Source organism: Phormidium yuhuli AB48 (assembly GCF_023983615.1).
Taxonomy (GTDB): Bacteria; Cyanobacteriota; Cyanobacteriia; order Cyanobacteriales; family Geitlerinemataceae; genus Sodalinema; species Sodalinema yuhuli.
In genome coordinates this window covers 1,485,233-1,509,070 of record NZ_CP098611.1, presented here as the reverse complement: position 1 = coordinate 1,509,070, position 23,838 = coordinate 1,485,233, and the positions used below count along the sequence as shown (strand labels likewise).

Annotated in this window: 18 protein-coding genes; 5 read left to right on the top strand and 13 right to left on the bottom strand. The window is 51.9% G+C overall.

What is annotated here, in order from left to right:
• Positions 1 to 165: 165 nt before the first annotated feature.
• On the top strand, positions 166 to 1,590 hold the full coding sequence (locus NEA10_RS06520) for an NADP-dependent isocitrate dehydrogenase (protein ID WP_252664530.1): 1,425 nt from the start codon (positions 166 to 168) through the stop codon (positions 1,588 to 1,590).
• Positions 1,591 to 1,643: 53 nt separating this feature from the next.
• On the opposite strand, the gene NEA10_RS06515 is transcribed toward NEA10_RS06520, so the two are convergent.
• Complete coding sequence (locus NEA10_RS06515) at positions 1,644 to 2,990, bottom strand: hypothetical protein (protein WP_252664529.1); 1,347 nt, start codon at positions 2,988 to 2,990, stop codon at positions 1,644 to 1,646.
• 129 nt (positions 2,991 to 3,119) lie between these two features.
• Positions 3,120 to 4,727 (bottom strand): hypothetical protein, encoded by a 1,608-nt coding sequence (locus tag NEA10_RS06510; protein WP_252664528.1) that lies wholly within the window; start codon positions 4,725 to 4,727, stop codon positions 3,120 to 3,122.
• 182 nt (positions 4,728 to 4,909) lie between these two features.
• On the opposite strand from NEA10_RS06510, the gene NEA10_RS06505 reads away from it, so the two are divergent.
• Genes NEA10_RS06505 through NEA10_RS06495 form a run of 3 tightly spaced genes read left to right on the top strand, consistent with a single transcriptional unit; the run spans position 4,910 to position 8,308 of the window.
• Entirely contained in the window at positions 4,910 to 6,421 is a 1,512-nt protein-coding gene (locus NEA10_RS06505) for a cryptochrome/photolyase family protein (RefSeq protein WP_252664527.1), read from the top strand.
• 4 nt (positions 6,422 to 6,425) lie between these two features.
• Complete coding sequence (locus tag NEA10_RS06500; RefSeq protein ID WP_252664526.1) at positions 6,426 to 7,817, top strand: FAD-dependent oxidoreductase; 1,392 nt, start codon at positions 6,426 to 6,428, stop codon at positions 7,815 to 7,817.
• Between the two features lie 17 nt (positions 7,818 to 7,834).
• The gene (locus tag NEA10_RS06495) at positions 7,835 to 8,308 is read left to right on the top strand and encodes a molybdenum cofactor biosynthesis protein MoaE (RefSeq protein WP_252664525.1); all 474 of its coding nucleotides are present in this window, start codon (positions 7,835 to 7,837) and stop codon (positions 8,306 to 8,308) included.
• A 301-nt stretch (positions 8,309 to 8,609) separates the two neighbouring features.
• Here the strand turns inward: NEA10_RS06495 and NEA10_RS06490 are convergent, their stop codons facing one another.
• The 6 genes from NEA10_RS06490 to glnA all read right to left on the bottom strand — a co-directional run bounded on the left by NEA10_RS06490 (position 8,610) and on the right by glnA (position 17,462).
• A complete protein-coding gene (locus tag NEA10_RS06490) occupies positions 8,610 to 8,885 on the bottom strand; it encodes a hypothetical protein (protein ID WP_252664524.1) in 276 nt (91 codons plus the stop codon).
• A gap of 157 nt (positions 8,886 to 9,042) precedes the next feature.
• Positions 9,043 to 10,353 (bottom strand): tetratricopeptide repeat protein, encoded by a 1,311-nt coding sequence (locus NEA10_RS06485; protein ID WP_252664523.1) that lies wholly within the window; start codon positions 10,351 to 10,353, stop codon positions 9,043 to 9,045.
• A gap of 87 nt (positions 10,354 to 10,440) precedes the next feature.
• Positions 10,441 to 11,019, bottom strand: a complete 579-nt coding sequence (locus tag NEA10_RS06480; RefSeq protein ID WP_252664522.1) for a hypothetical protein — start codon at positions 11,017 to 11,019, stop codon at positions 10,441 to 10,443.
• Positions 11,020 to 11,705: 686 nt separating this feature from the next.
• A complete protein-coding gene (gene pheT / locus NEA10_RS06475) occupies positions 11,706 to 14,141 on the bottom strand; it encodes a phenylalanine--tRNA ligase subunit beta (protein ID WP_252664521.1) in 2,436 nt (811 codons plus the stop codon).
• A gap of 40 nt (positions 14,142 to 14,181) precedes the next feature.
• The gene (locus NEA10_RS06470; RefSeq protein WP_252664520.1) at positions 14,182 to 15,879 is read right to left on the bottom strand and encodes a DUF262 domain-containing protein; all 1,698 of its coding nucleotides are present in this window, start codon (positions 15,877 to 15,879) and stop codon (positions 14,182 to 14,184) included.
• 161 nt (positions 15,880 to 16,040) lie between these two features.
• The gene (gene glnA, locus NEA10_RS06465; protein WP_252664519.1) at positions 16,041 to 17,462 is read right to left on the bottom strand and encodes a type I glutamate--ammonia ligase; all 1,422 of its coding nucleotides are present in this window, start codon (positions 17,460 to 17,462) and stop codon (positions 16,041 to 16,043) included.
• A gap of 391 nt (positions 17,463 to 17,853) precedes the next feature.
• Here glnA and apcB point away from each other — a divergent pair, with 391 nt between their 5' ends.
• Complete coding sequence (gene apcB, locus NEA10_RS06460) at positions 17,854 to 18,360, top strand: allophycocyanin subunit beta (RefSeq protein WP_252664518.1); 507 nt, start codon at positions 17,854 to 17,856, stop codon at positions 18,358 to 18,360.
• A gap of 54 nt (positions 18,361 to 18,414) precedes the next feature.
• On the opposite strand, the gene NEA10_RS06455 is transcribed toward apcB, so the two are convergent.
• The 5 genes from NEA10_RS06455 to sufB all read right to left on the bottom strand — a co-directional run bounded on the left by NEA10_RS06455 (position 18,415) and on the right by sufB (position 23,809).
• On the bottom strand, positions 18,415 to 19,677 hold the full coding sequence (locus NEA10_RS06455) for a SufS family cysteine desulfurase (protein WP_252664517.1): 1,263 nt from the start codon (positions 19,675 to 19,677) through the stop codon (positions 18,415 to 18,417).
• Between the two features lie 66 nt (positions 19,678 to 19,743).
• Positions 19,744 to 21,081 (bottom strand): Fe-S cluster assembly protein SufD, encoded by a 1,338-nt coding sequence (sufD, locus tag NEA10_RS06450; protein WP_252664516.1) that lies wholly within the window; start codon positions 21,079 to 21,081, stop codon positions 19,744 to 19,746.
• A 7-nt stretch (positions 21,082 to 21,088) separates the two neighbouring features.
• Positions 21,089 to 21,874 (bottom strand): Fe-S cluster assembly ATPase SufC, encoded by a 786-nt coding sequence (gene sufC / locus NEA10_RS06445; RefSeq protein WP_252664515.1) that lies wholly within the window; start codon positions 21,872 to 21,874, stop codon positions 21,089 to 21,091.
• A gap of 87 nt (positions 21,875 to 21,961) precedes the next feature.
• The gene (locus NEA10_RS06440) at positions 21,962 to 22,258 is read right to left on the bottom strand and encodes a hypothetical protein (RefSeq protein WP_252664514.1); all 297 of its coding nucleotides are present in this window, start codon (positions 22,256 to 22,258) and stop codon (positions 21,962 to 21,964) included.
• Positions 22,259 to 22,369: 111 nt separating this feature from the next.
• On the bottom strand, positions 22,370 to 23,809 hold the full coding sequence (gene sufB / locus NEA10_RS06435) for a Fe-S cluster assembly protein SufB (protein WP_252664512.1): 1,440 nt from the start codon (positions 23,807 to 23,809) through the stop codon (positions 22,370 to 22,372).
• Between the last annotated feature and the right edge of the window lie 29 nt (positions 23,810 to 23,838).

Sequence of the window (23,838 nt, the reverse complement as noted above, 5' to 3'; positions counted from 1 at the left end):
TATCCAACCTACCTGAAACCAGCAAGTCCTCCCGACAAGCCAGCTATGGTAAGCTAAGACGATCTTCAACCCATAGCCCCTGACCCATAACCAGTCCCATCAGGGTCAGCTAGATCTTCAATCTCAAGGGAACTGTATCAACCAGAAGATAACAAGGAGATAGAAATGTACGAAAAAATTGCCCCTCCCACCAGCGGCGAAAAAGTCACCTTCAAAGATGGGGAACCCGTCGTTCCCGATAACCCGATTATTCCCTTCATCCGGGGAGACGGCACGGGTGTGGATATCTGGCCCGCCACCCAGAACGTCATTGACGCCGCCGTCACCAAGGCCTACGGCGACAAACGCCACATTAGCTGGTTCAAAATCTACGCCGGAGACGAAGCCTGCGAACACTATGGGCAATTTCAATATCTCCCCGAAGATACCCTACAAGCCATCCGCGAGTATGGAATCGCCATCAAAGGTCCTCTGACGACCCCCATCGGTGGTGGGATTCGCTCCCTCAACGTGGCCTTGCGCCAAATTAACGACCTCTACGCCTGCGTTCGTCCCTGTAAATACTATCTGGGAACTCCCTCCCCCCACAAAAGTCCCGAAAAACTTGATGTCATCGTTTACCGGGAAAACACCGAAGATATTTATCTGGGGATTGAATGGGCCCAAGGAAGCGACATTGCCAACCAACTCATCAAACAACTCAACGAAGAGTTAATTCCCGCCACCCCTGAACATGGAAAAAAACAAATTCCTCTCGACTCAGGAATTGGCATTAAACCCATTAGTAAACTCGGATCTCAACGGTTAGTGCGTCGGGCTATCAAACACGCCTTGCGACTTCCCAAAGAAAAACAGATGGTGACCCTAGTTCACAAAGGCAACATCATGAAATACACCGAAGGCGCATTCCGCGTCTGGGGGTATGAACTCGCCACCACTGAGTTTCGTGATGAGTGCGTCACGGAACGGGAATCCTGGATTCTCAGCAACAAAGAATCCAATCCTGACATCAGCCTAGAAGATAACGCTCGTAAACTTGAACCCGGGTACAACTCCCTCACTCCCGAGAAAAAAGCTGAAGCCTGTGAGGAAGTTAAAGCTGTTCTGGAGTCCATTTGGGAGACTCACGGAAACGGAAAGTGGAAGGAGAAAATTATGGTCAACGATCGCATCGCTGATAGTATCTTCCAACAAATCCAAACTCGCCCAGCCGAATACTCCATCTTGGCCACCATGAACCTCAATGGAGACTACCTCTCTGACGCTGCTGCTGCTATTGTTGGAGGCTTAGGAATGGCCCCAGGAGCCAACATTGGTGATACCTGTGCCATCTTTGAAGCCACCCACGGAACCGCTCCCAAACATGCCGGACTCGACCGCATCAACCCAGGTTCCGTCATCCTCTCTAGCGTGATGATGTTGGAATATATGGGATGGAATGAAGCCGCCGAACTGATCCAAAAAGGACTCGGGGCCGCCATTTCTAACGGTGAAGTTACCTATGACTTAGCACGTCTCTTAGAACCCGCCGTTAAACCCCTGAAATGTTCCGAGTTCGCCCATGCTATCATCGCCCATTTTGACGACTAAAAGCCGTTAAACCCCTTGGGGGCCATCTGGCCCCCAATGCCGCCTAACTCATTTTAAGGATTGGCAAAGGTATTAATCCGTCCCCCACCAATGGAGCGCCCCGGAGGAGTACGAGGGACTGAAAACGGCTCAGGCTGTTGATTGCGTAGGCTCTCCTGAGTCTCGGGTGTCCCGGTCATCAAGCCATTGGGAGACCCCATATCCCCTTCGGGAATCGAACCCCGAAATACTGCCCCATTGGGATTTAAAACATCACCGGGAGTTCCCTGATAGGGATTAACGGAGCCCGTCGTCCGACGGCCTCCCATCTGGCCACTCATCTGGCCACTGGGGTCAACCCCATGATTCCCGAAACCGAAGTCCTGTTGCGCTCCGGGGTTAATATGGGTTGGCCGACGATAGCCATTATGAGGGTTTCCCGAGATCCCCGGATTAAAGTCGTGATTCATAGACCCCTGAGGCGTGGCCATGCCAGCTTGGGGAACCATACCTGGGACTTGGTTGGGATTGTAGGGATAGCCTGTAAAGGTAGATACTCCCGTTTCCAACTGGGGTTGGACTGTTTGTGTCCCCGCTGGAGGAACGGGCATGGCGAAGGCAGGTAACGTTTCCGCCGATGTGGCTCGGCCATCAGCCCGGACCCCTTCAGTTTCAGACCCATTACGGCCATTGCTACGGGCCTCACGCTCCTGTAACTCCCGCTCCTGAGCTGGCTGTGAACTGGAGAGGGGTTGCATGAGTCCTAAAAAACTGGTTCGGGGATTCGCTAACTGTTGGAACCCCTGTTCCATCGGGGTCAGCTGAGGCACCGCTGGAGAGGAAGAATCTCCATTGACTGAAGCTAAAAACTGATTCAACGTCCCGTTCTCTGACTCTTGAGGCCGGCTTCTCGATGAAGATGAGCTCGAGCTGTCATCCAACCCCAAACCCTGAAGAAATAGATTTGATTCTGACGAGGCGGTGTTATTGGAGGCCCTTGTATCTCCCTCAGTATTCCCCTGTGGAGAAGACGCCGCTGCTTCGGGATTCGCTAGAATCTCCAGAATGCGGCTGATGTTGTTCTGCCGCTCTGAGTCGGACTGGGTTTGGGCTACCGGAACTGGAGTTCCCTGTTGGGAGATAATTTGCTGTAAGACGTCGGAACTATCGATATCCGCAGCCATGCGAGCATCTTCCCCGGAAATTTCCCCCCGCCATCTTGAAGGGTCGTCATCGGTATTGAACGCATCCAAGGAAAAGTCCGCCATGGCTTGACGAACGCCACGCCGGTCAACATATTCCCAGGCTACGCCCAAGATTAGCATCACCCCCATAATGGAGAGCCAAATGGAAGGGTTAGAAAGGGTTCTTAGGTGGGCACGAAAGCGGTGGATGGAATTGGGGAGATGTTGCAAAGGCATAAGGTATCAACCCCGATAGAGTTGGACAATGGCGCTAGAGTTAGATGAAGGCACCCTCATGATTATACCAAATCTAGATGGGGACTCCAAGTGCCAATTCGCGAGGCCATGCAATGTTCCTGGCCCCTACTATTTCAGGGACGATTCAGGGGCTTGCACAGGTAAGGAGGACGAATCGATCGCCGGTGAGGCGCTGTCGGTGGGAATCAGGTCAACCACCACTACATCAGCAACAACCTCCCCCAAGGCTGGCAGTTCTAACTCTCCTTGAGCCAAGCTCTCTGCTAAGACCTGCTGAGCATAGTGATTTAATTGCTCATTCTCCGTCCATTGCAAGGGATATGGTTCTGGCTCTCGGAGGTTGCCAGATTCATCCACTAGGATGGCAAAGGCTAGGCGTTGGGGTTCATCTAACTCTGAGGTAGGGATGTCCTGTTTAATCAATAGGGAAGGCTCCTCGGGTAAGCTCCAACGGACTTCGATATCATCAAGCCACGCGCCCAAACGCCCTTGAGCCGCTTCCCCGAGCTTTAGGGGCAGAAGATAGCGCCGGACTTTTTCCAAGTCCTGAGCCGATGTGAATGTTTCCGCTTCAGGGTCGCTGACTGCGTCAGGTTCGGGTTCTAAATCCGGTTGTTCGACTTCCTCTGATCGGGTTGCTGGGAGAAATTGAACGGAGAACCAATAGATTTGAAACTGTTCAGAGCTCCGGAATCCCTGATAGTGATTAAAGGCTTCATTGAGGAGTAGTGGGAAGATTAGCTGCTTATTTGCCGATAAGTCAGATAAGGGTCGGATCTCCTGGACCTCTCCTTCAGGACTCACCAGAACCCCTACAGACACAGAATCTCCCGCAAACTCTTGATATGCAGGTAGGTGGGGTAACCGGATCTCAAAGACTTGGGGATCTCGTCCAGTTACAACGGGGAGTTCCCCGCCTAAATCAGGATTGGCATCCAAAAGCGACCGTCGCCACTGATGCAATGGAGCCATCTGCTCAACCGAGGGACCGTAGGCCTGGGCCATCTCTCCGCTGTCACCGGGGTCTTCTTCAACTGCTTCGTACACTCCTACGTCGGCATCAGACGGCTCGGAGGACGCGGCCATTTTTTTCTCTTCTAAATGTTCCCGTTCACTCAACCCCGTGTCTGTCTCGGCTGAGTCATCTGGAGGGGGAGTCCTATTGCGCCGCAGTTGTTCTATCTGATGTTCATAGTAAGCCCGGGACTCATCACTGTTCTCGGCAGAGCGCTCCGGTCTAGCAGACCTGTAGGGATTATACCGCTGACTCATGGGAGGTGGGGAGGAGGTTGTATCATCCCAATCACTCCAGCGTTGCTCAAGTGAGGAGCGGCTATGTTCCCCAGAGCTACTTGGGGGGGGCGGGGGAAAGGTGGCTCTATTGGAGAGAGAGGGGGGGGTTGTGGAATGAGATTCTCGCTCAAAATTAAAGCCTAATCCAGCTCCAAACTCTTGAGTGGCTGAGGGGGCAAAAAAGGCTAATTCATCGGCGCTCAGTTCGACGACGTTACTATCGAGAATGCGCTCCCCTTCCGACTCTTGATTGACCCCCATCAGCGGCAGGGCGGCAGCTACGGCTCCATGGAGTCCCAAGGAAATGGCGATCGCCAAGATGTTCGGTTGTAATATCATCTGCCGTAGGGACTGCCAACGGGTCGTCGACTGCTCTAGGCTAGGGTTAGCTGGCATGGGGTGAAGTTGGGAAGCCTCAGACATACGGATAACACTGAACGGGTAACGTGAGTCGTTTGCACCCCCGGCGATCGCTCGCCCATGAGGAACTGTTGGTTAGTCTAGCAATTCTACGGAGAAACAACGGTATCATCGGTATAATTCCCCCCGGAACCAGTTGATCAGGGTATCCTGGCCAGGATGTTTCTCTCCGCTGGCTCCTCGCCATGACCCCTGGTATTTGGATTCTTGGTAATCAACTCTCGTTCGCCCATCCTGCGTTACAGCAGTTCACTCTATCCCCTCGTCCCCCAGTTCTCTTCATTGAGTCCCTAGATTTTGCCCGCGATCGCCCCTATCATCGCCAAAAACTGGTGCTGGTTTGGTCGGCCATGCGTCACTTCGCCGCTGAACTCACTCAGGCAGGCTGGGATGTCACCTATTGCACGGAGGATACCTTTACTCAACCCTTGAAGGCTTGGATTCAACGCTATCGCCTCGAACAGGTCTGGCTCATGGAGCCGGAAGACTTCCCGTTTAAACAGATTCTGGAAAGCCTGGAACTTCCCTGTCCCCTAACTTTCCTGGATAATCCCCTCTTTCTTTGGAGTCAAACGGAGTTTGTTGATTGGGCCAGTTCCCGCAAATCCCTACTGTTAGAATCTTTCTATCGGGAAAGTCGTAAACGCTTTCAGGTGTTGATGAATGGCAAGGAACCCGAAGGGGGAACCTGGAACTATGATAAACAAAACCGTCAACCCCCTAAAGGAGAGTTACAGCCTCCCAAACCCCTAAGTTTTGCCCCCGATAACGTGACCCAGGCGGTGGTACAACAGGTTAAACAGATCTCTCAAGAGGGGGATTATGGGGATATCGAGGGCTTTACTTGGGCCGTAACGCGATCGCAAGCCTTGGCCGTCCTAGATGATTTCCTCCAAGAACACCTGCCCCAATTTGGCCCCTATCAAGATGCCATGATAACGGGGGAGGAAACCCTATGGCATTCTCTACTCTCCCCCTATCTCAATCTGGGCCTCCTTCAGCCGTTAGAAGTCATCCGCGCCGCTGAAACTGCCTACCGCGAGAGAAATCTGCCCATCGCGAGTGTGGAAGGGTTTATCCGACAAATCCTCGGCTGGCGGGAATATATGCGGGGACTCTATCTCTATTTTGGTCCCGACTATAGCCAGAGCAACTGGTTCGACCATCACACCCCCCTTCCCGAGTTTTTCTGGGATGCCGACAAAACGGATCTCAATTGTCTACATCAGGTTCTGAAACAAGTTGAACGTAGCGGCTATGCCCACCATATCCAACGCTTAATGATTTTGGCCAACTTTGCCACCATTGCCGGCCTGTCCCCGCAAGCGGTAGAAGCCTGGTTTCACGCGGCCTTTATTGATGGCTATGATTGGGTGATGCAACCTAATGTTTTGGGGATGGGCTTGTTTGCTGATGGGGGACGCTTAGCCACTAAACCCTATGCCGCCTCCGCTAACTATATCCATAAAATGAGTGATTACTGTCAAAGCTGTTCCTACGATCGCCGCTCCCGCAGCAACGACAATGCCTGTCCCTTTAATATCTTCTATTGGGACTTCCTCTTCCGACACCGCGATCGCCTCAAAGGCCTCGGACGTATGAACTTAATGTTAAGCCATCTCCAGCGCATCTCCCCTACAGAACAAGCTCAAATTCAGCAATTAGCCCAAGACTGGCGGGCGACTCAAGGGGGATAGGATCATGGCAGTTGACTATGATTGGTTGGTACTTGGAGAGAGTGATGCTGCCGTTCATTCTGTCTCCCTCGCGGCACAATGGGGGGCGCGGGTGGCTTGGGTCTTACCTCCAGGGGGAACAGATCGGCAACGCCTGTGCAGTGAGTTGGCTTTAGTTCAACTTCAGCAACAGCCCTCGGGGACTGACTTAGCTGAGATTTGGCGCGTCGCTCAGGAACAGGCAGAAAATCTCGCCATTCTCCGATCTCCTGCCACCCTGGCCCAGCAAGGCGTCGATGTCATCTTCGGTCAAGGCGCGTTTGACTGCCAGCCCCAGTTACAGATACGCCTCAAGGAACAGCACCTAACTCCCCGGGTTCGGGAGTTGCGATCGCGCCGTTATCTCCTGGCTCCCTCTCCCACGCCTCAGTCCTGCGGCATTCACGGCATCGAGACGGTTCCCCACTACAACTTGAACAACTTAGAGCCCCTTTTCACCCAGCCCCTCCCCGGGCAACTCCTTATCGTTGGTTCAGATCCCCAGGGAATGGTTCTCGCACAACACCTGGCCCGTCTGGGATGTTCCGTGCAACTTCTACTGAGCCAATCCCAGCTCTTACCCCAAGAAGATCCCCAATTAGGGCAACTCCTTCAAGCTCACCTGGAAGCGGCCGGGGTTGAGGTCCATACCGCGACCCCCGTTAGCCAAGTTCGTGACATTGACGGTCAGATTTGGCTGCAAGCCGGACATCAAGCCCTAGAAACTCAAGCCCTGATTCTCGCTCCCCCCTGGGGTGGAGATTTAAGTGGAATTGGACTTGACAAATTACCAATAAAATGGTACAAAAACACCCTTAAAACCAGCCCCAGCTTAGAAACCAGCCAACCCCATCTCTACGCCTGTGGTTCCATCTTGGGGGGCTACTGCGATCGCCCCTTGGAGCGATATGAAGCGCAAGTTGTGACCCACAATGGGCTGAGATTCCGTCGGCGTTCCCTTGAGTACAGCACTGTCCCCCGGGCGATCGCCACTGTCCCCCCCATCGCCGCCGTCGGCTTGACCTCCCCTCAAGCCCAAGATCAATTTGGCGATGGCTTCATCAGCTTGTCCGTACCTCTCTATCAACTCGAATCAAGCCAACGGCGGGGTCTTCTCTCAGGATTTGCCAAACTCCTTGTCAGCCCCTCAGGACAACTTCTCGGGGCCCATAGCCTAGGGGATGGGGCCCCTCAGTGGATTCAGGCGATCGCCCTGTTGATGCGACAGAAAGCCCCCATTGAGGCCCTCGCCAAGATCCCCCCCCCAGACGAGGATCTTTTTGCTGCGTTCTTGCAACTGTGGCATCATCACTGGCAAACAACCCATCCCCGCCAAACCCATTTCCAGCAAGCCTGGTTCAACTACCGACGTTCATAATGTCCTGTCATCTTGCTATGAAAACCAATTTTGCCATCCAATTTGCCCCTCTGACTCTAAGGGATGCCTATGAACCGGCCGATGATTCAGGCAATGGTGCCATGGTTATCATGACTGGCATGGTACGAGACAACACCGACGGACAAGAGGTGAACTATTTGGAATATCAAGCCTACGAACCCATGGCCTTACACGTATTTCGTCAAATTGGGTCTCAGATTCAACAACGCTGGCCCGAAATCCGCTCCCTTGTGATTCATCATCGCATTGGTAAGCTAACCGTGGGAGAGATTAGTGTCCTAGTTGTTGTCGGCTGTCCCCATCGCAGTGAGGCGTTTGAAGCCTGTCAGTATGCCATCGATACCCTCAAACATACTGCCCCCATTTGGAAGAAAGAACATTGGCAGGATGGAACCAGTTCCTGGGTGAGTATTGGGGCCTGTGAAGCGGCTAACTGTGACCCCAATCTACGGTTAATGATGAACACTTAAACTAAGACAAGAGAAAGGTGATTCTTCTTTATTTAAAAAAGTTTAGGGCAATCAGAAACGTCCTAATTGAAAAGACTTAAAACTCACAGTAGCCCAGTAAAAAAAAAGGGACGTAACTCGTCCCTTTTTTCTCTTCTCGCCCCCTCATTCTAATCAACTGTCCGCAGCTTGGCATCCAGTTGTCGCAATTGAACTTCTCCAGGGTCGGGGTTGGGGGTGGGTTGTCCCTGTTGCCTTCTTTTGCCCCACCTTCCCTAGGATTGCTATAGATTGACCGGGTATGCCTGGGATAAGTTGATCACTACACCTGTTCGAGGGGAACGACGGGAGTTGATATTTGCCGATGCTGTTGTGGAAGTTCTTGTCCCTCAACAACCTGAACCATCACGATTAAGAGAATCCCCACTAAGATAAAGATACTAAACCAGCCCCCATCTTGAGACTCTTCATCAGAGTCATTGCTGTGATGATGGGATAAGTTTTTGGAGAAACCACAGTTTAGGCAAGTCCATCGGGTGTCACTCTGCTGGACAATGCTATATTTCCCACAACGTGGGCATTCTGGCGCACTTTTCATGGTTGATACCCCTGGGTGTTGCCCCGCTTTTACTACATCAGTAGTATGCGCCCCGTTACTCTCATTCTCCGGATAGATTATTTCCGACACAGAACCTGAGGACAGTTTGGAAACTGTCACATTTTCCAGTTTATTACTCAAATTACAATTAAGCTAGCTACTCAAAGTTTCGTTCTAAGTCTTGAATCACTTTTTCGACATACCACTCTTCCGATTGATTGGGATAATAACGGCGTGCCTGTTCGAGTAAGCGTTCGGCAATTTCCCAATGTCCCCCCACCAGCATCCGTAAGCGTTCTTTTCGGGGAGAGGAGGGAGTTTGAGGGAGATTAAGGGGAGTGGAGGGGGTTGGGGAAGAGGTGGAACGGGAGAATCCGGCTTGCAAGCCGTTTAGTTTTTTGAGGGTGTTGTTATAGTTATCCCAGTCGTCGGCTTTGCTAAATAGAGAGAGGGCCGTTTGATAGTCGGCGATCGCCTGGCGGGTTTCTTCGAGGCGGGTATAGGCCAGGGCCCGATTGAGATAAATGGACGCACAGTGTTCATCGAGGGCCAGGGCCTGTTTATAGAGGGCGATCGCCTGCTGATAATCCCCCACATCCCGAAAGGCATTGGCTTTAGCGACATAAATCAGCACCTCATCGGGGTTCAGTTGCAAGGCTCGTTCAAAGTCCGCCATCCCCCCAGCATGATCCCCGAGTTGGAAGCGAATTTTACCGCGATTCCGCAGGGCCAGGGGATGGTCCGGATCAAGTTTTAGAGTCCGATTAAAGTCTTTGAGGGCATTTTCCGGTTGATCGAGTTTGAGATAGGCCATGCCGCGACAGCAGTGGGCCTGAGCATCTCCATCATCCGCTTGCAGAACCCAGTTTAAGTCCTTCAGGGCACTTTGGACTTGGCCACGACGAATGCGATCGAGGAGTTCTCCGTAAATATCCCCAATGCTGGCCATGGCGGTGGGGGGGGAGGTTTGGGGAGATGGGGGTGGGGTGAGTCGGGACTGGGGTTTGATTTGGGCGATCGCCGTCAGACAGGCTTGGCAATTCTCTTTATCCTTGCGATCGAGATACAGTTGTGCTGCCTGCTTGAAGCTGGCGATCGCCTCGGGGATATCATCGAGTTTACGACAGAGGGTTCCCCGTAACCGTTGTCCGGCGGCGTGTTGGGCGTTGACTCGTAGGGCCACCTCGATATCGGAGAGGGCCCCGGTGTAGTTTTTCAGGGCCAGGCGGGCGATCGCCCGTCCATAATGAGCGGCGAAATCCTGGGGATGTAATTTAATCGCCTGGCTGTAGTCGGAGATGGCATCATGAATGCGTCCAGCATCGTAGTAGGCCAAACCCCGCTGACGATAGGCGATCGCCGAAATGGGGTTAGCCTCAATGGCCTGGCTGAAGGCGGCGATCGCTTCAACATAATCTCCCATCTTCGCCTGGGCGATTCCTTGATCAATCCACTCCTGTTCCACCATTGAAACGCTCCTAAGACCTTACCATCTCGCTACAGCTTATTCGATTTTAGGGCGATCGCTCAGACGGTGGCGAGGCCTTGGGCAAAACTAAGCAAAGGGAACCGCTGAGAATCCCTGGGCCTGGCCCACTTGCAAGAAATGAGCGACGGGGGTGGTAAAGTCTCCGGAGGCCAAAGCATCTAAGGCTTCAGGATTGCGAACCAAATAGGCGAGATCACTGTACGCCGGATTGGGCGATCGCCAATCGAATTGTCCATAGTTAATAAAATGCCTCGCCGCCGATTCAACCCAACCTTCGGCCACTCCCGCCGCCACATCGGGGTTACTGGCCAGGTAGAAGGCGGTATCAAAGAAAGCGTTAGGATTGCGACCCTCAAATTGGCCATGACGTTGGAAATGGGTAAGAGGATCAGCCATCCCTCCGTTCGCTATCCCACTCGCCACATCAGGGTTACTAGCCAGATAGAAATCTGCATCAAAGAACTCCTCGAATTGCATTCCTGTCAGGGGATCTCGCTTGATTAAAGCTAAAGTTCCCCCCTCATCGAGTCTTATGGAGCCATTCTCCGGCAAATCCTGTTCCAGACTAACCAGGCGGGATGGCTCAGCTTCCGCATCTAGATGAGTCTGAACCCTAACGCTATAGCCTTCAGGAGTCTGAATCATTAGAGTTGTCAAATTCCTGGGTTCGGACAGTAGTACCTCTATCCCCAGACTCTCCCAGGTCTCTTTCTCCGGCTGAACACCACTTAAGACGTCTCCCTCAGAGGTATAGATGAAAAGGTTTAAGCGATCTAGGCGGTCTGTGGTAACGGGGTATGAGAATCTCTCATCTAAGTCCGTGTCATCTCGCGCACGGACGCTATCCCCATTGATCTGGTATCTCGGAATGCCCGTAAAGTCGTCGAAGTGGTGTTGTGGATACTCTCTAATTCTAAATGACTCGGTAATAGGAGAATAACTGACCTCACCCTGGGCAAAATAACCCTCATCCCCCCGCCAGATTATTCGATAAGATCCCCCTGATCGGGTTACCCTAACTGTTCTTTCAATGACTGTTGGGTCTGTAATCGGTCTTCCAAAATCTGGATCGGGAGTCCATCGGTTAATGCCGGAGTTACCGATTGATGATTCTTGGTTTTTGGGAGTTTTCGCCGCTTCTATCACTTGAGGATCTACAAACATCGAAACGCCCCCCCTAAACTCTCAGGTAATGCAAGTTGAGCCATTGAACGCACCCCAACTCTACGTAGTTCTACTGACTATTATGACCTGAGATTTTAGATTGTCAAGATGGAGAAATCGCTCTGAGCCTGGACTGTAGGGGTTAAACCCCTCAGTCCAGCCCGAGACTAACTCCGTAGTTCTACCTTGAACTTCTTGACGATCGCATCGCGCACCTTCTGATGAGCCGTATCCACCTCCTTATCCTTGAGAGTGCGATCGCCCGCCCGATAGACTAAACGAAAGGCCAAACTACGCTGGCCCTGGGGAACCGACTCACCGCGATACTCATCAAACAGTTCCACGGACTCCAACAATTTACCCCCAGCCCGACTCATCGCTTTTTCTAACTCCAAGACTTCTGCATCAATGGGAGCGAAAAAGGCTAAATCGCGATCGCTGGCCGGGAACGTCGAAAAGGGTTGGAACTTGGGAACCTGACTCGACGGGAGCGCCTCTAGGAGTAAACTTAACTCCAACTCAAACACATAGACTTCATCGGGGAGTTCCCGCTCCTGACGTAACTGGGGATGAAGCTGGCCAAAGCGTCCCAATTGACGACCCCGCAACCAAATCGAGGCGGTGCGTCCAGGATGGAGTCGTTCATCTCCCGCATCGGCTTGATAGTACACCGTTAAGCCTAGGCGATCGAAGACACCTTGTAACACCCCTTTGGCTTCAAACCAAGACATCGGTTGTTCCTTCCCAGACCGTAACCAACGTCCCTGAGTGCGATCGCCCCCAAGAATCCCCGCCACCAGGTTTTTCTCCTGATAGTTGTCTCCCTCTTTCCAGAAAACTCGCCCAATCTCAAAGCCATTAAGCGACCCATTTCCCTGTTTCAAGTTGTACTCAAACGCATCAATCATCCCTGGGAGAAGTTCCGTCCGCAGGGCCGAATACTCAGCAAAGAGAGGATTTCCCAGACAAATTTGTTGCTCTTGTGCAGGTTTGACCAGAGAATAGTGAATTAACTCCGTCAAACCTGCCCCCCGTAGGGCTTCCCGCAACTGTCCCGTCAGGGCAAATTCCGGGGAAAGCTGACCTAGAGTTCCCTGTTTGGGGAGGGTTTCACAGAAATTATCGTAGCCATAGAGACGGGCGATTTCTTCAATTAAATCAATTTCCCGTTCAATATCCCGGCGACGGTAGGGGGGAACCTGGACCGTCCAAACTCCGGCCTCATCTGTGGGGGTTACCGTAAAGTTGAGGCGTTCCAGGATTTGTTTCATATCCGCTTCCGGGAGGTCGCCGATCTCATCCCCCAGATGCACCGGACCGAGAACATGGCGCACCCGGGCCACTCGTAGGGTGAGGGTTTGAGCCAAATCGGGGCGAGAATCGGCTTTAGCTTGGGCCACTGGGGTTCCGCCAGCTAATTCCCGGATGAGGGCGATCGCCCGTTGACAGGCGGTTTCCAACTCCGCGAAGTTGACCCCCCGTTCATAGCGTGAGGAGGACTCACTGCGTAAATTCTGAGCGCGAGAAGAACGACGCACGGCGACGGGGTCAAATAGGGCCGCCTCTAAGACTAAATTAGTGGTTCCTGAATGGACTTCGCTCTCTTCCCCTCCCATGACGCCAGCTAGGGCCACGGGATGGTCATTGGCGGTAATCAGTAGATTGGTGTCTTGCAGGGGTCGTTCTTGGCCATCGAGGGTCGTCAGGGTTTCCTCCGTTTTGGCGTAACGAACTCCAAGCGTCAGGGAATCTTGACCGGTGAGCTGTTGGAGGCGATCGCGGTCAAAGGCGTGCAACGGCTGTCCCCATTCCAACATCACATAGTTGGTAATATCCACCACATTGTTAATGGGGCGCACGCCAGCGGCCTGTAGTCGTTGTTGTAGCCAATCTGGCGAGGGGGCGATCGTTACTCCTTCAATCATCGTGCCAAGATAGGCCGGACAAGCCTTGTTCTCAGCCACCTCAACGGTCAGCGAGGCCTGAGGCGCAATCTCAGCCACCTCAGCCTGGGGTAAGGTCAGAGTCCGCCCTGTCAACGCCGCTACTTCCCGAGCTACACCCACCATACTCAGAGCATCAGCCCGGTTCGCCGTCGCCGTCAAGTCTAAAATCGAGTCATCGAGTCCCAGAAACGGTCGAGCATCAGCCCCCACCTTAGCCTGAAACTCCTTCTCATCCCCCGTTGCGAAGATATGAATCCCGTCAATATCGGAGGTTAGGCCCACTTCCTCCAGAGAGCAAATCATGCCATTAGAGGGGACGCCCCGCAGTTTGGTCGGTTTAATCTTGAGACCCACTTGGGGCAGCTTCGTGCCGATGGTAGCCACCGGAACGTAGATATCTGCCTGGGCATTGGGCGCACCACAGACAATCTGTTGCACTTCCCCACTGCCAATATCGACTTGACAGACTCGCAGCTTATCGGCATCGGGATGTGGCTCGATGCCGACAATTTTACCGATAACCACCCCCTCGGCCCAGGTGCTGCGCTCTTCTATCTCCTCCACTTCAAACCCTGCCATAGTGAGGCGATGGGCCAGGTCGTCCGCAGTTAGATCAATGTTAATGAGGGTTCGCAACCAGTTGAGTGAGATACGCACAGTTGATGCCTTGTTCGACGAAGTGTTTAGCTCGTCTATTCTACCTAAAATCCGCCTGCCAAATCTCAACGGCCTGCCGCGCTAAATGGGCTTGGCGATCAGCCAGGCTATCCGCTGTCCAGTCTTGGGCTAAAATGCTCTGGGTTAAGCGGTAGCGGCTTTGGGGGTAGGTTTGCCGCTTCACGTCATAGGGTTGATTGCCCAGCTCACGGTTTAAACTCGGTTCTAAGAGGGTCAGGTTTCCTAAGCGATCGGTCATGTCGTCGAGTTGAGTTTCTGTAAACGCTCGCCGCCAACTCTCGCTGGCTGATTCGGGGAGGATATGCTCGATTGAGAAACTATCACGCTCAATGGGATGACCGCACTCCTGTTCTTCGAGTTTGGCTAGGATGTATTGGGCCAGTTTTTTCTGTCTCTTGGTCGATATTGTTAAAATGGCGAAGTCTTGCTTAAACTTGTCGTCGGGGACGTACAGTGAACGACAAGCCTTGAAGACTTCTCGGGGGGTGGTGATTTCATGGTTCATGATGGCGATCGCCACCTCATTATAAATTCTCTGCAACGCATTCGGGTTCAGTTGACTCACCACAAGATAGCGAAAGGATAACACTCCAATAAGTTTCAACACCCGCACAAAATCTGAGGGAGCCAACTTGACATAGGCGGCAAATAGAGTTGGGTACGCCTGTTTTACTCGGAAAAGCTGGAGTTCTCGGATATAAGGCTGGCCGTTAGGAGTCTCTCGCCACAGTTCATCATGAGAGTCGCCGAGGGCAGCAAATAGGTCGCTATACTGCTCTAAATCATCCAGCAAATGAAATGCTTGTTCTGCATTGGTAACGGCACGACGAATTGTTTTAAAGAGTCTATCTTTCCGCACTCCGGTTTGGGATAAACTCAGGTAGTCACGCAAAAACTCTGGAAATTTTCGCATCGTCACCGTATCAATGAGCCGTTTCCATTGCCGTTGAGCTTCTCGCAAATCATCGGGTCCCTGAAATAGAGAAAATAAATAGTTTTTCAATAAATCGGTGGTGCTGAGTTCGATTCCTCGCGCATTCAAGGTTTCAAAGACAGTGTACGCATTGAGCGCATCTTGAACATTGATTTGAATAAACACTAAACGTTGAGCAACGACATCCGTTAGGAACATCGTCAACTCTTCTCCATTTCTAACTACCGAAGTCAGCCCATTTAAACATTTAGAGAAATGCTCAAAGGCTTGCCAAAGCAGTTTATTAGATGTCGTGAGCCGTCGCTGATTCCTGGGCTTGCGTAAGTTGATTAAGTTACTTTGATAAAAATCATTATCGTTGGCATTCAACAGTAATTTGCTTGAATAGCGTAAGGAACGGGGGTCTTTATCACTTAAATAGGTTCGCCGCAAAATATCTTGACGTTCCCGATTTTCCTCAACCGCCTGTCCTTGGTTGATTAAGTCTTGGAGTTTATCGAGAATGGCGATCGCCAAAATGCTCAAAGTCGCCAGCCGCTGTTGGCCATCAATAATCGTAAATTCCTGATTCGAGTCCGGGGAGTTCTGTAAGACAATCGCTCCCATATAGTGACTACTCTGGGAATCGTGATAAATCGACTCAATATCTTGCCAGAGGTCTTCCCAATTTTCGATAGTCCAAGAGTAGTCTCGCTGAAAGGTGGGGACCCGATAAATTTTACCATTGCGGATTAAGTCTCCGAAATGGGTTGTCCGAGTATCGAGGAGTTGAGACGACGACATCACTAAACCTATGAAATCAGAAGAGCAAGCCTACCTACAGACTCAGTGTAGCGCCAGGTGCGTTAGTGGGTTAGCCTAAAAAAACCCTCACTTGCGTTGCAGTGAGGGCAGTCTATCTGGTAGTGAAGAGAGTTTAGTGAACTCCAGCTAAGCTGAAGCGTTTAGGCGTCGTAGTAGAGCATATACTCAAAGGGATGGGGACGCAGACGCATGGGGTTGACTTCGTTATCGAGCTTGTAGGTGATGTAGTTGTCGATAAAGTCTTCCGTAAAGACCCCACCTTTGGTTAAGAACTCACTGTCATGAGCCAAGGCACTTAATGCACCTTCAAGGGAACCCGGAGTCGAAGGAATTTTGCTCAGTTCTTCAGGGCTGAGTTCGTAGATGTCCACATCTAGGGCTTCGCCGGGGTCAATTTTGTTCTGAATCCCATCCAAACCGGCCATCAGCATGGCGGCAAAGGCGAGATAGGGGTTAGAACTGGCATCAGGACAACGGAATTCAAGCCGTTTAGCTTTGGGGTTGGAACCGGTTAGGGGAATCCGAATTGAGGCGGAGCGGTTTCCTTGGGAGTAGGCTAAGTTCACGGGAGCCTCAAACCCAGGAACCAGACGCTTATAGGAGTTCAGGGAGGGGTTTGTGAATGCCAACACCGCCGGGGCGTGTTTCAGTAGGCCGCCAATGAAGTATAAGGCTAAGTCACTCAGATCGGCGTAGTTATCACCGAAGAACAGAGGTTGTCCGTCTTTCCAGATGGACATGTGGGTGTGCATCCCGCTCCCGTTGTCGTTAAACACCGGTTTGGGCATGAACGTGGCTGATTTGCCGTATTTGCGGGCTACGTTTTTGACCACATACTTGTAGGTCATCACGTTATCCGCAGCACTAATCAGAGGGGAGAAACGAATCCCCAGTTCACACTGACCGGCGGTTCCCACTTCGTGGTGATGTTTCTCAATGGGAACTCCACAATTTCCCATGGTCAGGAGCATTTCCGTACGGATGTCTTGTAGGGTATCCGACGGGCTAACAGGGAAGTAACCGCGCTTGTAGCCCGTTTTAAAGCCTAGGTTTCCCCCGTCTTCACTCCGTCCCGAGTTCCACATCCCCTCAGCGGAATCCACATGGTAGTAGCCTTCATGTTCGTTCTGGTCGTAGCGAACATCATCGAAGATGAAGAATTCTGGCTCAGGCCCGCAGTAGACGGTGTCACCAATTCCGGTTGATTGCAGATACTCTAAGGCGCGAGCCGCTAGGGACCGGGGATCACGCTCATACCACTCGCCGGTACGGGGTTCCTTAATGGAACAGACCATACTCAGGGTGGGGGTATCCATAAAGGGATCGAACCACGCGGTGCTTGCGTCAGGAACCATTGACATATCTGAAGCGTTGATCGCTTTCCAGCCCCGGATACTTGAGCCGTCGAAGGCAATCCCCTCGTCAAAGGATTCTTCTTCGATGAGACTGCGGTGGAACGTGCAGTGCTGCCAAATTCCGAATAGATCAACAAACTTCAGGTCAATCAGTTCGATGTTCTCATCCTGAATCATTTTCAGGACGTCTTGTGGCGTTTCAGGCATGGGTTACTTCTCCCTATAATCGCGAAAATCGTTCGAGTTTGCCAGTCGTTGCTTTTCCGGACGGTACGTGGAAGACGCACGCAGGGGTGGGGCTAGGTCCTGACGAATATCTGATTCATCCTAGAGATTGCTGTGGCGATGATTTGTAATGGTTTATACATTTTTTCCGAAAAATCTCAGAAATTTCCCGGATATGGCCCTGCATCCGGGAAATGGGGCCCAGGATTTATGAAAGATTGTTGAGTTTTCTAAACATTGTGCGGCTAGGACGGAATAATACTAGAGGAAGCCGAGTCCAGTGGCTCCCAGTGACCTTCCCCTTGACGTTCATGTTCAGAGGGTGGGGTACGCTATAGTCCATCGGTCAGTATTTATAACGAAGAGGCATTTCATGCAAGACGCAATTACAACGCTGATTAAAAACTACGATTCTACGGGCCGCTATCTCGATGGTGTGGCGATCGACCGTCTGAAGTCCTATTTTGAGACGGGGACGGCTCGGGTTCAAGCCGCAGCCCTGATTAATGGTCAAGCGGCGGCGGTAGTCAAAGAAGCTGGCTCGACGCTATTTAGCGACCAGCCTGAGCTGATTCGCCCCGGTGGGAGTGCTTACACGACTCGTCGCTATGCGGCGTGTCTGCGCGATATGGATTATTATCTGCGCTATGCCACCTATTCTTGGGTGGCTGGTGATACGGATGTGCTCGATGAGCGGGTGTTGGCGGGTTTGAGAGAAACCTATAATTCCCTCAATGTGGCGATTGGCCCCACCGTCATCGGTATCGGTATCTTGAAAGAGATTGTTAAGGCAAAAGTCGCCGAAGCCGGGATTGAAACCAGCTTCATCGATGAGCCGTTTGACCACATGATTCGTGAGTTGGGCGAGAAAGATATCTAACCCACCCCACGAAGACTACCAGGGGCGTGTCACTATTTCTATGCGCCCCTCGTTCTACCCCATGATGCTCTGAAAGAAGTTGATGGTGTCTGTGAGACTGGCAACGAAGGTGTCAATCTCGGCGTGAGTGTTGTAGAAATAGAGGCTGGCCCGGGCCGTTGAGGTTTGTTGAAGGAGTTTGTGCAGGGGCTGGGTGCAGTGATGTCCGGTGCGAATCGCCACTCCTGACTCATCGAGAAGGGTTGAGAGGTCGTTGGCATGGACATCGGCAGAGGTGAAGGAGGCCAGGGCGGCCCGTCCACTGCCGTCGGCTTGGGGGTTGGGCCCGTAGAGGGTTAAGCCGGGGACCGTGGCGAGTTTTTCGTAGAGATAGCGGCAGAGTTCATGTTCATAGTCGGCGATCGCCTCCATGCCGATGTCCATGAGATAATCGATGGCTGCCCCCAGGGCGATCGCCTCCCCAATCGCCGGGGTTCCGGCTTCAAACTTATGGGGAAGTTCAGCACAGGTAAAGGAGTTGAGTTCCACCTCCGCAATCATCTCTCCACCCCCCAGGAAGGGCGGCATGGACTCCAATAGGGCCAATTTGCCATAGAGAAAACCAATCCCCGTCGGCGCACACATTTTATGACCGGAACCCACCAGCCAGTCACAATCGAGGTCCTGGACATCGATGGGCATATGAGGCAGACTCTGACAGGCATCAATGAGAACCTTAGCCCCCTGGCGATGGGCCAGTTCCCCAATCTCCTTCACCGGGTTAATACAGCCGAGGGTATTGGAGACATGAACGACCGCCACCAGTTTCGTCTTTTCCGATAGCAGAGACTGATACTGTTCAAAATCGAACTCCTGAGTCTCCGTCAAGCCCACAAACTTCAACACCGCCCCCGTCCGTTGGGCCACCATTTGCCAAGGAATCAAGTTGCTGTGGTGTTCCATCACCGACAGGATAATCTCATCCCCCGCCTTCAGGTGATTCATACCCCAGGAATAGGCCACCAAGTTAATCGCTTCACTCGCATTGCGGGTGAAGACGATTTCATTGCGAGACTGGGCATTGATAAAACGGACGATTTTATCCCGAGTCCCTTCATAGTTATCTGTGGCCCGGGCACTGAGGGCATGAACGCCACGGTGGACGTTGGAATTATCCTGACTGTAGTAGTGGGACAAGGCCTCAATCACCGCTTTGGGCTTTTGAGAGGTGGCGGCGTTGTCCAGATACACCAGAGGTTTACCATTGACCTCCTGATGCAGAATCGGGAAGTCAGCGCGGGTGCGATCGGCTAGGGTTTGGGCGGTGGCGAGGGTCATAGGGGGAAGAAGGCAAGAGGCAACAGGCAATAGGTAAGAGGCATCTTTGCCCCTTACCTTTACTTATTAATAACTAATGGTGCGACAGGCGACACATTGGCCGATCGCCGTTCGTAGGGATTCTACGGGAATCTCTTGCAGGATTTCGGCGGCGAAGGCATCGACTAGGAGATTTTGGCTGGTGGTTTTGTCTAAGCCGCGACTTTGCAGATAAAATACCTCGTCCGCTTCAAGTTGGCTGACGGTGGCGCCGTGGCTGCATTTGACATCATCCGCCACAATCTCTAACTGGGGTTTCGTGTTGACTCGGGCCTTGGGAGACAACAAGAGATTGCGGTTGAGTTGCTTGGCGTCGGTGAGTTGGGCCTTTTTGCGGACGACAACCCGACCATCAAAGATGGCGTGACCTTTATCTCCCACAATACATTTATGGAGTTGGTTCACGGTTCCATGGGGATGGTCGTAAATCACCGTGCTGTGGATGTCGGAGGTTTGGGCCTTACCAATTAAGGTTAAACCATTGAGAGTGGTTTGGGTTCCCGGCCCGGTTTGATAGACATCCAGATTTTGGCGAGAGAGTTGCGACCCCAAATTCAGGGTATGACAGGCGTAACGGCTATCTCGCGCTTGGGTGACGGCGGTTTTGCCGATATGGAAGGCAGACCCATGATCCCGTTGTAGACGCACATGGGTTAATTCCGCATTGTCCTCTAGCCACATCTCCGTCACCGCATTGTTGAAATAGGCCATGGCCTGGGAATCGGGACAGCCTTCAACGGTGGAGACGAACTCCTCGACGAGGGTGAGATGACTGTTGGCCTCAGCCACCACCAGACAGCGCGGCTGCGTCAGCATGGCCGAGTCCTCGGGAACTGAGACAAACAACAGTTGCAGAGGAACGTCCACGACCGTTCCACGACGCAACCAAATGACGGCTACATCTTGGAAACTGGCACTGTTTAGGGCGGTGAAGACTTCTTCCTGGCCCGGCTGTTTTGCCAAGTAGTCTCCCAGTTTAGCTTTTTGGTCCGGGGGAAGGTTGGCGAGGTTTCCCGCATAGAGGCCCTCGGGTAAGGCCTCTTGTTGGGAGAGGCGATCGCTGTAGCGTCCATTGACGAAGACGACACGACTCTCGGGGGCTTCGGGAAGTTGGTTTAACTCAATCTGACTGGCCTCCAGGCTGAGGCTGGGGGCTGGGGTGAAGTTGACTTGAGTTAGGGCCGATAAGTCCGTGAAGCGCCAGGCTTCATCCCGAGTGGTGGGGAGGGCCAATTCGTGGAGGCGGGCCTGGTGGCGATCGCGAATTGGGTTGAGAACCTCGCCATCACTCAGCACGGGCTGACGCAGGTTCACCAACTCAGCCAAGGACGTCACATTGTTTTTGGTGATTGTTTTCAAACTCATAATGGTCTTACACTCCCACCGCTGCAAATTCGGCGATCGCCCAATCGTAACCCTGGTCTTCCAGTTTCAGGGCTAAATCTTTATCCCCAGTGGTCAAAATCCGTCCATCATACATAATATGGACAAAATCGGGAACAATATAATCGAGCAACCGTTGATAGTGGGTAATCATCAGGGTGCAATTATCCGGCTTAGCCAACTGATTCACACCACCGGCAACGGTTTTCAGGGCATCAATATCCAGCCCAGAATCCGTTTCATCGAGAATCGCCAAGGTGGGTTCCAGCAAGGCCATTTGCAAAATCTCATTGCGTTTTTTCTCCCCACCGGAGAAGCCCTCATTGACGCTGCGGTTCAAGAACTCCGCCCGCATCTTCACAATCTCCAGTTTTTCCTCAACCAAATCCTCAAAATCAAAGGTATCGACTTCTTCTAATCCCTTAGCTTTGCGATGGGAGTTATAGGCCACCCGCAGGAAGTCCAAATTACTGACCCCAGGAATCTCAATGGGATATTGGAACGCCAGGAACACCCCCGCCGTCGCCCGTTCATCGGCTTCGAGGTCTAGCAGGTTTTGCCCCTTATAAATCACTTCACCGCTGGTGACCTCGTAATCGGGATGTCCGGCGAGAATTTTAGAAAAGGTACTTTTCCCAGACCCATTCGGTCCCATAATGGCGTGGATTTCCCCCGCCTTAATTTCCAAATTCAGGTCTTTGAGGATTGGCGTTCCCTCAACGGTCGCATTGAGGTTTTTAACCGAAAGAATAACGTCGCTATTTTCAACAATCATGGTGGTTTAATTCAAAGGTAATGCTTGAGAATTGGTGGTGGTAAATTGGGGGTATAGTTTGGATTGAACTGAACTTCGTTCAGAGGTCTAGGGCTTTTCCTCATCAAAGCTATCGAGCCGAGTAAACCCAGAATTGATTACGTCTTGACACTCTTTCGCTTCTTCTTGCAAGCTCTCGAAATAGTCATGAAGACTTCTAAGTTTTATCTTGATGATCCGCTTGCTCTTCTGTGGATAATTAGTTGACAAATTTTTGATTGCCTGAACTTCTTGTTCCACTTGAGAAAGTTCTAACTTCATCGAAGCCAGTTTTAACTGTAAGTTCGTTTCAAGATAATCGCCTTCAAAGTCTTCTAAATTCTCTGAAAAATCAGAGTTTTCCATCTCTAATTATCTCACCAAAAAACTCAAAAAAACTCTGTGGACTCGGGCAACCACAAGGGATTGCCCCTACGTGGTTCCGCCACCCCAACGAATGACGGAACCCAGACTCAATTAACCCACAGCGCCTTCAAGCTTCAGACTCAGAAGTTTATCTGCTTCCGCCGCAAACTCCATGGGTAACTCATTGAAAACATCGCGGCAGAACCCACTAATAATCATGGACACCGCATCCTCTTCCGAGATACCCCGTTGAGCGAAATAGAACAACTGGTCTTCACCAATCTTAGAGGTCGAGGCTTCATGTTCCACCTTGGCCAGATTGTTCTGAACATCGATATAGGGGAAGGTGTTAGCCTCAGCATTATCCCCAATCAACATCGAGTCACATTGAGAATAATTGCGGGCCCCATCCGCCTTCGGTCCCATCTTCACCAAACCGCGATAGCTGTTTTTGGACTTCCCAGAGGAAATTCCCTTGGAGATGATCGTGCTTTTGGTATTTTTGCCAATATGCACCATCTTGGTTCCCGTATCAGCCTGTTGCAGGTTGTTGGTTAGGGCCACCGAGTAGAACTCACCGACGGAGTTGTCGCCCACCAGGACACAACTGGGATACTTCCAGGTAATCGCAGACCCAGTTTCCACCTGAGTCCAGGAGATTTTGGAGTTTTTGCCTTTACAGAGTCCCCGCTTGGTGACGAAGTTGTAAATTCCGCCTTTACCATTTTCGTCCCCAGCGAACCAGTTTTGCACGGTGGAGTATTTAATCTCCGCATCGTCCAAGGTCACCAGTTCCACCACAGCAGCATGGAGTTGGTTCGTATCGAACATGGGGGCGGTGCAGCCTTCGAGGTAGGTCACGGAGGCCCCTTCTTCGGCGACAATCAGAGTCCGCTCGAACTGTCCCGACTCACCGTTGTTAATACGGAAGTAGGTAGACAGGTCCATAGGACAGGTTACGCCTTTGGGAACAAAGACGAAAGACCCATCGGTGAAGACAGCGGAGTTGAGGGCGGCGAAGTAGTTATCAGCGACGGGAACCACACTACCCATGTATTTTCTCACCAGTTCCGGGTGTTCTTGCAACGCCTCGGAGATGGAACAGAAGATGACGCCTGCTTCGGCCAGTTTTTCCTTAAAGGTGGTGGCGACGGAGACACTGTCAAAAATCGCATCCACCGCTACGTTAGCCAGACGCTTTTGTTCCGACAGAGGAATCCCCAGTTTCTCGAAGGTTTCCAGGAGTGTCGGGTCAACCTCGTCGAGACTTTTCTTTTTCTCGTCTTTGACCTTGGGGGCGGAGTAGTAGACGATGTTTTGATAGTCAATGGGAGGATAGCTGGCGTGTTGCCAGTTGGGTTCTTCCATCTTCAGCCATTGACGATAGGCTTTAAGCCGGAACTCCAACATAAACTCCGGCTCGTTCTTTTTGGCAGAAATAGCACGGATGACATCTTCGTTGAGTCCCCGTGCGATACTGTCGGTTTCAATATCGGTGGTGAAACCGTATTTGTAGGGTTGGTTAACTAGGGTTTTGACGCTGGCACTCATGGCTGGTTATCTCTGATTGCGCGATGGGT

Bases quoted from the DNA above. Each gene is read 5' to 3' on its own strand.
- NEA10_RS06455 (WP_252664517.1), bottom strand. From the start codon at position 19,677: ATGACCCTCGCCACCGCCCAAACCCTAGCCGATCGCACCCGCGCTGAC.
- sufB (WP_252664512.1), bottom strand. From the start codon at position 23,809: ATGAGTGCCAGCGTCAAAACCCTAGTTAACCAACCCTACAAATACGGT.
- NEA10_RS06440 (WP_252664514.1), bottom strand. From the start codon at position 22,258: ATGGAAAACTCTGATTTTTCAGAGAATTTAGAAGACTTTGAAGGCGAT.
- NEA10_RS06520 (WP_252664530.1), top strand. From the start codon at position 166: ATGTACGAAAAAATTGCCCCTCCCACCAGCGGCGAAAAAGTCACCTTC.
- NEA10_RS06510 (WP_252664528.1), bottom strand. From the start codon at position 4,727: ATGTCTGAGGCTTCCCAACTTCACCCCATGCCAGCTAACCCTAGCCTA.
- sufC (WP_252664515.1), bottom strand. From the start codon at position 21,874: ATGATTGTTGAAAATAGCGACGTTATTCTTTCGGTTAAAAACCTCAAT.
- NEA10_RS06485 (WP_252664523.1), bottom strand. From the start codon at position 10,353: ATGGTGGAACAGGAGTGGATTGATCAAGGAATCGCCCAGGCGAAGATG.
- sufD (WP_252664516.1), bottom strand. From the start codon at position 21,081: ATGAGTTTGAAAACAATCACCAAAAACAATGTGACGTCCTTGGCTGAG.
- NEA10_RS06490 (WP_252664524.1), bottom strand. From the start codon at position 8,885: ATGAAAAGTGCGCCAGAATGCCCACGTTGTGGGAAATATAGCATTGTC.
- NEA10_RS06515 (WP_252664529.1), bottom strand. From the start codon at position 2,990: ATGCCTTTGCAACATCTCCCCAATTCCATCCACCGCTTTCGTGCCCAC.
- NEA10_RS06470 (WP_252664520.1), bottom strand. From the start codon at position 15,879: ATGTCGTCGTCTCAACTCCTCGATACTCGGACAACCCATTTCGGAGAC.
- NEA10_RS06480 (WP_252664522.1), bottom strand. From the start codon at position 11,019: ATGATTCAGACTCCTGAAGGCTATAGCGTTAGGGTTCAGACTCATCTA.
- NEA10_RS06495 (WP_252664525.1), top strand. From the start codon at position 7,835: ATGAAAACCAATTTTGCCATCCAATTTGCCCCTCTGACTCTAAGGGAT.
- NEA10_RS06500 (WP_252664526.1), top strand. From the start codon at position 6,426: ATGGCAGTTGACTATGATTGGTTGGTACTTGGAGAGAGTGATGCTGCC.
- NEA10_RS06505 (WP_252664527.1), top strand. From the start codon at position 4,910: ATGACCCCTGGTATTTGGATTCTTGGTAATCAACTCTCGTTCGCCCAT.
- apcB (WP_252664518.1), top strand. From the start codon at position 17,854: ATGCAAGACGCAATTACAACGCTGATTAAAAACTACGATTCTACGGGC.
- glnA (WP_252664519.1), bottom strand. From the start codon at position 17,462: ATGCCTGAAACGCCACAAGACGTCCTGAAAATGATTCAGGATGAGAAC.